The organism is Bacteroides sp. CAG:189 (assembly GCF_000432295.1).
GTDB classification, from domain to species: Bacteria; Bacteroidota; Bacteroidia; order Bacteroidales; family Bacteroidaceae; genus Bacteroides; species Bacteroides salyersiae.
In genome coordinates, this window is record NZ_HF991022.1 from 1 (window position 1) to 13,170 (window position 13,170).

Consider the following 13,170-nt stretch of genomic DNA (forward strand, 5'->3'; position numbering starts at 1 on the left):
CCGTATCAGCAAGAATAGCGTATCCGCTATCTGGATTCCGATGAAAAAATTGAGCCTGATAATCCATATAATGTGCTTCAAATCCTCCGGAGCCAAACCCGAACCAAGGTTTGATTGCTATCATATTTAAGCAACAAATCCAAATCAATAATCGGCCATCGGCCGAGTTTCTTTTCAGAAAATAAAGAAAAACAATCAGCACTACTAAAGCACCTATTACCAATACGATTTTCTGTAGTTTATTCCAGGAAACAGACTGATACCCCCAAATAGCAACCAACATAAATATACTCAATACTCCTGCCCGTGAGCCTGACAAAAAGACACCACATACAAGTAATAGGATAGTCATTACACACAGCAACTTCTTCCATCCTTTTAACCCATTCCATACAAACCACAAAAAAGGTATACCGGCACATAAAGAAGAGGCAAACCCTGCCGGATTATCAAAGCTACCGGTTATCCTAAAAGATGAAGTACATTGTAATACTCCCCAATATTGTAGGATTCCATATAATGCCTGCAAAGCACATGAAATAATAATAGCATAGATGATCCCTTGCATTTCAAAAGAAAAAGATCTTTTTCGCTGTGAGAGAATTAAATAATAGACAACTAATACAATTCCCATAGCAATAGTCATATACCATTTAGGCACTATTCCTGTGTCAACAAATTCAGAGCTATTAAAGAATAACGCTCCCAAACAGAGTAGTGAAAACAGAATCATCTCCCTAATAATCATATCTGTCTCCTTTCTTTGTTAAGAAGCGTACATTCTTTACAATCTCCATATACTAAGCCGATACTTTATCGGTACCTATGCAAAATTACATGGATTTTAAATCACAGTCTAACCTTCTTGGATTTCACAGAACCTTCTCCCGAAACCAATCCGTCTGCACTCACTTTTACTTTTATTTTTCCCGGATTAAAGGTCGTTCGTACAGCCACTCTCATCAAACCGCCCTCTGCTTGCAATTCATGATCTCCGGGAGCATGATAGGCTAAATCCTTACCCTCAGTCACATAGAAGTTATAAGACCCCTTATAGACTCCTTCCCCCTCTACTTCAAACTTCAAAAGATGATCGGCCCTGGGACACCAGCGACCGGCTTTATCCACAATCTTAGCCGTCACAATAAAGGCATCGGAAGCATTGGCACGTAATACAAACTCTTCACCGTCGGGTTTGGCAGTCTGCTTCTCGATAGTGAGCTGTATTGCATAAGGTTCATCGGACGACTCTATCTTTTCGGAGCAGACAGGACGCTTATCATAATCCAGCCCGATCGCCTCAACAATACCCGGTTCCCAATAAATCTCTTTCCAGGTACAACGACGGGTTGCCTGATCCGGCTCAACGATCCCATAGGATTTCTTATTGATAAACAGTTCTACATAAGGACAATTACTCCAGGCATCCACATCCTGAATACCCGAATAGTTCCAATGGCTTTGAAGAGCAACTCCCGGCCGTTTAGAAAACGGTACCCAAAGTGCTTTCTGATAAATCCGATACTTCAACTTTGGAAAGCGATTGGCGTCCATCGCACAGGAACCCAGACTCTTCTGATTCCTCATCCCATTCAGATAAATCGTATACCCCTCGCCATACGTCTCTGCCAACATCCAATCGATCCAGCCACATGCCTGCCTGTCGAGATCATGAAGATAATCCTGTACATAAGCCTGAGAGAACTGCTTTTCATTATCGTAATCGAAGCGGGCAATACACCAGCTGGGCTGACCGTTCCAATTGGTACCATAAACTTCCGTATTCAGAGAAGGATGTCCCTGTACTTTCTCATAACGATTGGTATAGCCTATCACAATCGGCTCCTTCTCATCCCATTCCGGAGGATAACCATCGCGATTCAATACCAGACGCGGTTGTATATAATCCCATTTCTTTACCTCCTCAAGCGTATAAGAAGGCAAATATTTATCACCTTCATAGGCCAGCCCATTGTTCGATTCCCAAATAACCACCGAAGGATGATTGCGGAATGCAATAATCGCATCACGGTCGTACTCCCGTTTGTAAGTCTTGGCCGGTTCGTTTTTCAAGGCCCATTCATTGTCTCCACTGTTTACAATCAGCAGAATGCCATACACATCACAAGCCTGAAAAGCTTCGGCAAACGGAGGTTGATGCCCTACGCGGAACGCATTTCCTCCACACTCGGCAATATAAGCGATGTCCTGCCAACGCAAAGCTGCCGGAACGGCGGCTCCCAAACCCGGATAAATGTTTCTGTTGCCAAATCCCCGCAAAATACATTTTTCACCGTTGACATAGCAATGATTTTCATCCCAGGTAATTTCACGTATACCGAATTTCTCACTTTTACTATCCACCTGTTTACCGTCTACATACACTTTATTCTGCACGGTGTACAAATATGGAGTGCCCGAACAGCCGATAGGATACCATAAGTTCGGATTTTGAATAGTTTCCGTCCGATCAAACAGATGAGTAGCGCCGGGTGCCACATTTCGCTGTTCGGTAAATGATAACACCGTACGTCCCCGTTCATCTTGTAAATAAGTACGCAGTTCGACTGCCTGTGTATGCTCCGAAGAGTTCTCAACATTCGTTTGAAACCTTACGACAGCCTCCTGCGGCGTAGCAGATACCGTTCCGAAATAAGTACCCCATTTGTTTAAAGGAGAGTAACTGTTGAATGGGATATGCACTTTATCTTTCTTATGCATATAGACAGGACTCACAATACCTCCCATTGCCTGTCCAAATCCTTCATTCTCACCAAATCCCGGCCAGGCAAAGAACGTATTTTTCGCATTCGAGACTTTAATTGCAATCTGATTCTCTTCACCCCATTTTATATATTTGCTGATATTCACCACAAAAGGAAGAGAGCTGCCTACATGAGTCACCACTCCCGGTTGTTTAACCCGTGTATTCCCGGAAATAGCCTGCCCGTTCACAAAGACAATAGCTGCCAGATTCACTCCCTGGAATTCCAAAAAAATCTCCTTCTCCCTATCCTTCTCATTGAAAAAGAGTTTCTTTCTGTACCAGCCTTCTCCCCGCCAGCAACGTTCTCCCGTACTTGCATTCAGATAAGTATCATGTTCGTTGTAGCAATGCGGGATGCCGACCTCTTCCCATCGTGTATCATCAAAATCTGCTCCTGCCATTTCCTGATCCGGATGATCATTTTCAACCGGATGAATGGCCAGCTCACTGACACGCACCGGTAATTCTTCTTTTTTTTCAGAGAAGCATTTCAAACCGGAAAGCTTTATATAACGGTAAGTCACCGGAATCGGCACAGAAAGTGAGGTGCTCGTAACGGTTGCAACGTACCCTACCGTATTATTGACACTCGAGATATCGCCTTCTTTATACAATTCGCACTGCTGTCTGTCTGTACCGTCTGTCAACGAATTCCATTGTTTATTATCAAGGCTTACTTCCACTTTTACAGTAGCAAAATATACCCGGTTCCCCTTGAAAGACAATTTGACTTTTCCCGTCTGTTTATTCTCATGCAGATCGATGAGCAGACTTGGTTCCGGCGCATCATTTGCTACCCATTCCGTATTCATATCACCATCATTGATCACAGGTACTGCCTGCGTACCACAGAGAATACGGGCATCTTTTGCCAAATCCATCTCCTGTCGAACGACTTTGGAAAACCTCCAGGGTGTTTCTCCCAGATTTATAGGCTTCTGCTCTTTAGCATATCCGCTCTGAATAAACAAAACAGCACAAGCAAAACATAAATATTTTCTCAATATCATACAGTAAAAATTCTTTTTATTACATCATTACTACTTTCTGTCTTTTCACAGCAGAATCGGTCTCGATCCTGACAATATAAGTGCCTTTTCCCATCAGATTGACAGTACCGGTCCCGTGAATCCGACTTTGATACGTCACGCTGCCATCAATGCCGAATACAGTCATCTTCCCCATGCCAGAGATCGAATAATTCAGAGACTGCCCATTGGAAGAAATTAAAATAGCATCCTCTTCTTTGAGGGTAGTAATACCGGTGGTTCCATCCACCTTCACAGTAGCTTTTGCAAAAAGTCCACCTCTTCCTCCATTGTCAATGGCTTGTACTCCCCATTCATATTCACCGTCCGATTCTACTTTAATCTTATAAGAACATTGAGTGAGATAACCGGAAACAGAACCTACTTTAATAAAACCGGAAGTAATATCCGCCGGTACGGTCATGCAGCATTTATCACCTTCCTTCTTCTTCAAATAAACATTATACCGTAAAGCTTTCTGAGGAGTAACATCATCGACAGCCTCTTCCCATGCCAAAGAAAGAATATCGGGACCTTCGATCAACTTTGCCCGTAAATTTTGCGGCATCCCCGGCGCTTCGTTCTTGCCGGCAACAGAAGTATTTTTCCAAAGTTGCGTATCACAACCGGAAGAACAGGCCCCATTGGACCATCCGGAAATCCATGCATCCAACAGTCCGTCATTATCAATGTCGATCAGATGTTCATTGCCATGAGTGACTCTGGGGAATGCCCATCCGTAATCGTCCTGATTGTACCATGCAATCGGCTCAAAATCAAAATCACCTTTATTGACATATAGCCACGTGCTGTGCTGATGCGTATTATTATGACCACCCACCAGCATATCGGGCAGTCCGTCATGATTCACATCGCCAAAAGAGAGCTGTCCGCCATCTATCGGCAGCAGATTTTCATTTTCTATTTTCTCAAAATTACGCTCTCCCTTGTTTTTATAGATATAGAATTGCTTTTGATTATTATTGAAATAGACTCCCGTCATAATGATATCTGCCAGACCATCGTTATTCAGATCATATACATCACATGAAGAGTTACAAGTAGTGTCAAACTTAAAATCCGATTCCTTAAATGTACCGTTCTGCTGATTCCAGTAAACGTGTACTTCCGACTCTCTTGAATAACCATATCCGGTAGACACGATATCCAGCCAGCCATCATTATCCAAATCGACAAAGCAGACACTGCCATCGGTCAAACCATGGAAAGGCTTTGTTCCCTCCAAAGGAGTTTTCTGCAGTTCGAAATACTCTCCTTTTATATTCTTAAACAGATATACCGCTCTGACCGCATCTTCATAATCTTCCCGGTTCACCCTCGTATGTTCATCAAAGCCCGTTACAAGCAAGTCCGTATAGCCATCGTTATCATAATCACCCGCAACCGCCCAATTGTGTCCTTTTCCTCCGGTCTTTCCATTAAACACCGGCATCAAACCAGATTCCGCCACCGGCATTTCCTTAAACTTGCAAGTACCATTATCCTGTACTCCCTGATTAATATACAAACGTGCCTGGATATTGGATAGGCGTGTATCCAGATCATTCCACTGATAATACCAATCGCCCAGTCCCGGAAGAAAAAGATCCAAAAGACCGTCGTTATTCATATCGAACCAAACCGGGCATGAAAAAGCAACTCCTGCAAATGGGGAGGTTAATTTACGGAAAGTACCATCCCCGTTGTTCTGGTAAAAGTTGCTCTGAATTTTCGTAGCACTACCGTGATTATTCTTATCACTATAAAACAGGTCGAGTGTCCCGTTATTGTTGTAGTCCCCCCAAGCTGCATTCACATAGGTGGCATGAATAAAATTAATCGGGTCACCTCCCGTACTCGACTGTACCGGTTTATCCATATATTCAAACCTGATGTTCTCAATATCTCCCGGAACCTGTGCGTGCAACAACAAACTAAAGCAAAAACTGCTGCATGCAATAAAAAATAGTTTCTTCATAATATAATATTTAAGAGAAGGTTTTACACTGTCTATTATAGATTTTTCAAAGGTTTCTATTACAAGTCGTTTAAAGACCATTCGTCTTTCCATTCTATCGTAATACTGTCTGCCGAATGAAATTGAACAGGTAACCAAATATATCTGGAATTGATTAAATCCAGTTTATTCCATTTGTCGAACATGGCAATGTATTTATCATTTTCGGGATCTACTGTTATGACATGCGTACTTTGTCCGCCAAACGTCCTGTCGGCATTCTCACCCACACAAGGGTTCCCCATTGCCGTCCACTCTCCCAACATAGAATCTGCTATGGCATATTCCGCTTCATTAGGATCCCAGCCGCTACATCCGGACGTGATCATATAATATTTATCCTGCCTTTTAAAGACAGCCGGTGCTTCTCTGAACTTTCCGGGGAAAACCGCCTTATAAGTTTCAGTATGTTCCAGATAATCATCCGAAAGTAAATGAATATATAAAGTAGAATTACCTTTGGTAGAGTAAACATGATAAGCCTTCCCGTCCCCGTCTTTGAACAGTGTCATATCCCGACTTTCTTCTCCATACGGACGAAGAGAGTGCAAATACTTGAAACCACCGGTCGGACTATCCGATACGGCAACACCGGTAGCTGCTTTCGAATAATTATAACTATCAATGTGCATCCACATCACAAACTTACCGGTCTTCTCATTATAAATCACTTTAGGTCGTTCTATCACCATAGAAGGATGGATATCCGATTCCGGATTGGCCATATCCGGCTTTAACGCTACCCCCTCGAACTTCCAGGAATGCAGGTCTTTGGATGAATAGCAGGCTACCCCGCCGGCCTCTGTCCGGTAACAATCCCATTCTACGCCGGGTGCATGATAGGTAGAATCATTTTTATATTCGCCATACCAATAATACGTCCCGTTATGATACAGAACTCCTCCTCCATGCGCATTAATCATGTTCTGTTCCGTATCCGTCCAGACCTCACCGGGATAAATCATTTTTGGGCCACATGAATAAAGTCCGATTGCAACTATGCTCAACAGTAAAAAATTAAATGTTTTCATTTTGTCAAATTTATATTATAATCATTTGTGTTTGTCATCCTTTGTTGTTTCTCAAATTCCTTCGGTGTCATACCAAACTGTTTTTGAAACAATTTGATAAAATAAGAGGGAGAGTTTATTCCGACGATATAGCACACCTCTCCTGTGCGGTAATGCCCTTCGGCTATCAGCTCGGAAGCCTTTTTCAATCGTATCAAACGGATAAAGTCCGTAGGCGATGTTCCGGAGAGTGCCTTAATCTTACGATGCAGGCTCGACCGACTCATGTTGATAATCTCCGACAAGCGTTCCACACCGAAATTAGAATCGGTGATATTCTCTTCAATGATACCTATAATTTTATTTATCAGCTCTTCATCCGCTTTGCACAGTCCTATCGACTGCGAAGTGACATAAGGTTTCTTGATAAACGCTTCTTTCTCCCTCTTCCTGTTTTCAAGAAGCGAATTCAGTTGTGTCGTCAGATACTTAAACGAGAAAGGTTTCTCGATATACGCATCAGCCCCGGTTTCAAGTCCTCTGATCTTACTATTCAAGTCATTCTTAGCCGTTAGCAACACTACGGGTATATGGCAATACTCAATGTCCGTCTTTATTTTCCTACAGAGTTCAAAACCGTCCATGATAGGCATCATGATATCCGTAACGACGATATCGACATTCACCCTTTGGATAATATCAAATGCTTCGGCACCGTTAGTGGCTTTTTCCACAGAGAAGTTCAAACTCAGCTTTTCGGTCATAAACGATAGCAGTTCAAGATTATCTTCTACCACCAAAATCGTTTCCTGTTTCGATTGCTGCTCTACAAAATCGTCATTATAAATATCGATGTTGGTTTCTTGCCGGGATATATCGCCCTTTGGAATGGCTAATGTAAAAATATTCAGCCCATCGTTACTTTTATAGAGCAACACACCATGATGCAATTCGGCAAGTGACCGTGCCAATGACAATCCGATGCCGGAACTTGCATTTATATTTGCATTCTTTTTCAATTGATAGAAAGGATCGAATATTTTATCGGCCATTTCGGGAGGTACTATCTCACCGTCGTTCTTTATAATCAGATAGAATTGCATATCGTCCTCTTCAAGTTCCACATCGATTGTATGTTCGGAGTAACGGATCGCATTTGAAAACAGATTGTTCAGAATTTTAATAAAAGATCCTCGGTCGATCAATGCATGGACAGGCAGCTCCGGCATATGAAGTTCTATTTTCTTATTTATAGACAATGCCATCGGAAGAAACTCCTGATATACCTCATCCACAATAGCCGATATATTCCCAACGACAAAATTCATTGTCACCTTATTGGCATCCACCTTTCTGAAATCCAGGATCTGATTAATCAAAGTAAGCAGTTCCGATATGTTCCTCTGCATGAGTTGGACATTCTTCTTTATCTCATGATCTTTAATATCCATCTCGGCCAAAGACTCGAGAGGACCGTTGATCAACGTCAGCGGCGTTCGTATCTCATGGGCTATGTTAGTAAAGAAATCGATTTTGGAGCTATACAGTTCTTTCTCCTTTTCACTCTCAAACATCCGTTGCTTTTCCAATGTCTTCTTCTTACTCACATACAAGTAATATCTGGTTGTTAACCAAACACATACAATCAGAAGGATCGCATAGCAAATGTTGGCGGTCCAGGTCTTCCACCAAGGAGGAAGGATGATAATCTCGACAGAAGCCCCCTCCTGATTCCATACTTTGTCATTATTACTTGCTTTCACAACAAACCGGTATTTTCCGGGAGCAAGATTGGCATAAGTCACACTTTGATTATCTCTTGTAAAGATCCAGTCTTTATCAAGATTCTCCATCTTATAAGCATATTGATTGGCCGCCGGGCAGGCATAGCTTAACGCAACAAATCCCAGTTCTATACTATTCTGATCGTGTTGTAGGGTTATCTGTTTAGCCTGCAGATAGCCGCTATTCGTCCCCTTATCATATAATTCACCGGATGCTTCATCGTTTTTATGCTTTATATAAGTAATATACACAGGAGGGATAAAGCTATTCTGCTCCAGTCTCTCAGGAAAGAAAGAGATCAGCCCTTCCAAAGTTCCAAAAAACAATTCACCCGTACTGCTTGCCAATGCAGATTTATAATTGAACTGGTTGCTGGGCAGACCATTATCCGTTGAATAGGTCTCAATGGTAAAATTCTGCGGATCAAACTGTACCAGCCCGCTATTAGTACCAAACCATAAATAGCCGTTTTTATCCTCAACAATCTTGTATGCAGTATCATCGGGTAACCCCTCTGCCAGTGATACGGTACGGAAATTATTCTCCTTACTGTCGTATTTACAGATACCGCCCCGGTCCGTTGCAAACCAGATATCGCCATTGCTCGTTTCCGTAATACTGCTGACGGAGTTAGAACTTATCGAATGTTTATCATTGATCTGGTTCGTGTAATGCTCTATCTGCTGAGTTTTCTGATTATACTTGAACACACCGTTTCCCATCGTCGCTATCCAGATATTGTCGTTAGCATCCTCCATAATATCATATGTATAGCACAGCCCAAATTCGGGCATATTGACAAATTCCATCGTTTCCTTATTACCCTTATAAATCCCCCAGGCATTCCCTAACCAGACGTTGCCGAATTTATCTTCCCCCAAAGCATATAAACTGAATTCATTCAAGTCTAACTGTTTTCCGGAATAATGCCGGGTGTTATAGCTACCGGCAGAAACGATATCCAATCCTTTCTTAAACAATCCCACCCAGATATCTCCGTTAAGGTTGAGCAGACTCAGCGTCTGTTCCGAAGTCAAGCCTTTGCCTATATCTCTTCCCAACTTTTTAAATGTCTGCTTTTCGGGCGAGAAAATATTCACTCCCGCATCTTCGGTACTTATCCATATATTTTGGTTATTATCTTCAATGATCTCTCTTATCCGTTTACTGCTGATCGTTTCTTCACGACTCAACGGTATATACCGGGTGAATTTCAGTACAGAACTGGAGAGATAATTAATACCTCCGGCATTGGTTCCTACCCAGATTCCTCCTTCCCGATCCTGATAAATCTCCCCGACCTGATTGTCCGAAAGCGAATAACTACACATAGGATCGTTGTATATTCTGAAAACCTCTCCTTTTTCTTCATCGATAATGTAGATACCATATTGCGTACCGACCCATAATTTGTTATTCAACTTCGCTATACAACGGATAATCTTATAATGCACATCCGGTGCATTTACATCGGTTACCGCATTCTTCCTCTTATTTATTCTACGTAGTTTACCTTCATGTATACCCAAAATAAGATGCTCGCCATCGTCAGACATCGTATAAATATTCTCTCCCGCCAGTGTATTGCCATTCGTATCACCAAGGTATTGAGTAAATTCATCCGTCTGTTTATCATATAGATATACTCCTTTCCCATTCGTCCCAATCCAAACCCGGTTACTTTGATCTATGCACATACTCTGCGGATTCCCATGATCGGGAACCGTTTTCTTTCCAAATGCATAAAACTTCAGCTCTTTGCTATCCTGAGTATAGCGGAATAATCCCTGATTAGGAACAACAATCCATATATTGCCATCCCGGTCCTCCCCGATATCCGAGATCCAATCGGTCATGGTAATCCCTTCCGCCGTCTGTGTATTCATATAAGTAAAAATTTCGGTTTGAGGATCTAATATAAAGACCCCTTTATCCGTGCCGACCCAGAGATGTTTCTCCCTGTCTTCAAAAAGAGAGGATATGTTGTTATTCTGTTTTTGCGCTACATAATCATAGCAATCGAATATTTTGAAAGTATTCCCATCATACCGGTTCAGTTTATTGCGGGTGCCAAACCACATAAAGCCATTGCTATCCTGAATGATCGCTTTCACATTGGATTGCGACAATCCCTTATCTCTACCGATTATGTTGAAATAATAATTATTCAACCCATATCCGGATATGTTGAACAACAACATCAAGAGGAAAACGGTAATAGTCAATTGGGGGTGTTTCATATTCTTTATAAACGAATTATTTGAGGGCAAATATAAATAAAAAGAAGAGAACGATTCTTTCAAAAAATAGCAAATTGGTAGTACGTATCGCTCTCACACAGGGCTTTTCCGGACGCATCGCACAAATACAGCATAAAATGAAACCTATGTAAAGATATACACGAAGCCAACAAATAACCATCCATACCTTGTCAGTTTTTCCTTCCGGAACAACAAACAATAACCGATTAACGAACAGCCATTGTCATCATACACGGAAAATGATATTTCACCCACATAAATAAAACGTATTCCTTAATATATAAAAACACCCGGATGTTTTTCGTACACAAAAAGCAATTCTTAATTTCCAACGAATACAATCTCTAAAAGATTCGTTTCAATTAATAAAAGAAACGGGATAGATAGCAGATGCCTGTGACCAACTTATTATTTTTTGAATGATTCGTTCTATATAAAAATGGATAGAACGCGTAATTTTGGCATTGGTAATTCACTATATATAAACCGGTTCTTACATAAAATAAGAGTTCATTTCTCAGTTTTCAATAAATAAAGCAAGGAAGATATAACAGTTCAAAAATAGGATCAGATAATAAAGAATCAGGCAGAAGTAGCACGAAGATGTTATAAAAATAATCCGAGATAGCTACAGGCCTAATCAAGAATAGATGTTTAATTTAAATTATTTTACAATGAAAAAAAACACATTACTCATCGGAGCGCTCGCTCTATTAGGAATGAATTCTGCATTTGCACAGGATTTAGTGATCGAAACAATGAAAGGGAATGAGAACATCGAATTGGTTACAGATGCTATATTCGATGTCGGTTATGGCAATATCGGCCAAACATCTAACCAAACAGTTATCTGCTTAGGGGAAGTAGATTTCGGAGCTGATGGCAATGCTTACCAAGCTACCGGAGTAGAATTCGCACAAGGATGGGGAGATTTCGGAGTAGAAAGATATGTAGTTCTTCATGCCGGAAATACTTTTGAAGAATCCATCACTTTCACAGAAATGACGGTAGACAGAACATTCGGCTATCACTGCTTTGAAACATTTGCATGGAATATGAAAGAAGGTGAAGAATTCGAACGTCCTACCGGTAAACAAAAAGTTTGGTTAACTTTCCGTGAAGGAAATGGAAATTTACGTTCTGTCATCTTCTATAAAAATGCGATTGCAGAAGAGGGTATGCAACCATGGATTAATGAATCACCGGAATACGCAGATAAAGCCAATATCATATATGGTGATGCTTTCCGAATTGCAGTCGATGTAGATCTGGAAAACCCAGATGATCCTTTCAAAGATTGTAAGTATAATGAAGAAACAGAATGTTGGGGAGGTATAGTTAAGGATTTCATTGTCAAATCTGCAGAACCAGTTGATTTCGGTGAAGGAGAATTCCAACAATTAGTTGCCTACATTGGTCATGATGGTGAAAGATATAAAGAATATATGGAATTCTATATTGATGAAGTAAAACCGGAAAATATGATTGCAAGAACTTGGACAGGTATTAATTTAAGAGAATGGAACTCTTTTACACCGGTTGCCACTAAACTAAAGGAAGTAAAAGGTTCTCACTATCTGTTTGTAAAATGGGGAGATGCAACCAACCTTCACAGAATCGATCTATTGAAAGAAAATCTTTGGTTTGAGAATCCGGATTGCGGTGTTGTTTATGAAGACATTAAACCCTCTGATGATGCTGTGGTATTTGTCACCAAAGGGGCAAAAGGGGCTGATTCAGGCGGTGATATGAGTCAAGGTGATATGGAATGGGCTATTTTGAAGAAAGGTAAAGATAATAAAGCCGAATGCGAGGGTTCAAATATCGGATATACGTCTAATGGAACAGTGGTTGCTTACTATGATATTGATTTCAAAGATGGTGAATATCAGAGAGTTCTTATCAATCATTCCTGTGATAAAAACTACATCGGCACTATTGAGGAAGCCAACTTCTCATTATACATTAATCTGGAAAATATAACATGGAGTGCCCTTACCACTCCAGAAGATGTACAAAATGCACTTGTAGGGCACGAACCGATCGCTGTCGTCAGAGCACAAGGTACCGGTAAATGGGATACCAAAATGACAACTGCAGCCCCTCTGAAAAAAGAGATAAAAGGAGAACATACCATATACGTTGTTTACAATTTACCTAATGACGGGGTAGGAGCTAATATCTACGGTCTCTATTTAGATCCCGACGCCGGTACCGGAACAGGTATCAAGCCGGCTACTACAATCGAAGGCCTGAACGTATATTCCGTAAACGGTGAAATTATTGTAAATGCTGCTGAACC

The 13,170-nt window shown here is 41.2% G+C and carries 6 protein-coding genes; 1 reads left to right on the forward strand and 5 read right to left on the reverse strand.

Annotated features, from left to right (window positions below; genetic code table 11):
- From QVP90_RS04490 to QVP90_RS04510, 5 genes are all read right to left on the reverse strand, one after another.
- On the reverse strand, positions 1–748 hold a 748-nt coding region (locus tag QVP90_RS04490; RefSeq protein ID WP_288203953.1), incomplete at its 3' end, for an O-antigen ligase family protein.
- A 101-nt stretch (positions 749–849) separates the two neighbouring features.
- Positions 850–3,777, reverse strand: coding sequence for a DUF4982 domain-containing protein (locus QVP90_RS04495; protein WP_021935762.1), 2,928 nt, complete (start codon positions 3,775–3,777; stop codon positions 850–852).
- 19 nt (positions 3,778–3,796) lie between these two features.
- Positions 3,797–5,773: a T9SS type A sorting domain-containing protein gene (locus QVP90_RS04500; protein WP_264380828.1), complete on the reverse strand. Its 1,977-nt coding sequence runs from the start codon at positions 5,771–5,773 to the stop codon at positions 3,797–3,799.
- Between the two features lie 59 nt (positions 5,774–5,832).
- A complete protein-coding gene (locus QVP90_RS04505) occupies positions 5,833–6,843 on the reverse strand; it encodes a glycoside hydrolase family 43 protein (protein ID WP_005927343.1) in 1,011 nt (336 codons plus the stop codon).
- Entirely contained in the window at positions 6,840–10,847 is a 4,008-nt protein-coding gene (locus QVP90_RS04510; RefSeq protein WP_021935764.1) for a hybrid sensor histidine kinase/response regulator transcription factor, read from the reverse strand. Before QVP90_RS04510 ends, QVP90_RS04505 begins: the two co-directional genes overlap by 4 nt.
- 695 nt (positions 10,848–11,542) lie before the next feature.
- On the opposite strand from QVP90_RS04510, the gene QVP90_RS04515 reads away from it, so the two are divergent.
- Positions 11,543–13,170 (forward strand): T9SS C-terminal target domain-containing protein (locus QVP90_RS04515; RefSeq protein ID WP_288203954.1); only part of this gene is annotated, 1,628 nt, incomplete at its 3' end.

Excerpts from the sequence above, each read along its gene's own strand:
- QVP90_RS04495 (WP_021935762.1), bottom strand. The coding sequence starts at position 3,777 with ATGATATTGAGAAAATATTTATGTTTTGCTTGTGCTGTTTTGTTTATT.
- QVP90_RS04500 (WP_264380828.1), bottom strand. The coding sequence starts at position 5,773 with ATGAAGAAACTATTTTTTATTGCATGCAGCAGTTTTTGCTTTAGTTTG.
- QVP90_RS04505 (WP_005927343.1), bottom strand. The coding sequence starts at position 6,843 with ATGAAAACATTTAATTTTTTACTGTTGAGCATAGTTGCAATCGGACTT.
- QVP90_RS04510 (WP_021935764.1), bottom strand. The coding sequence starts at position 10,847 with ATGAAACACCCCCAATTGACTATTACCGTTTTCCTCTTGATGTTGTTG.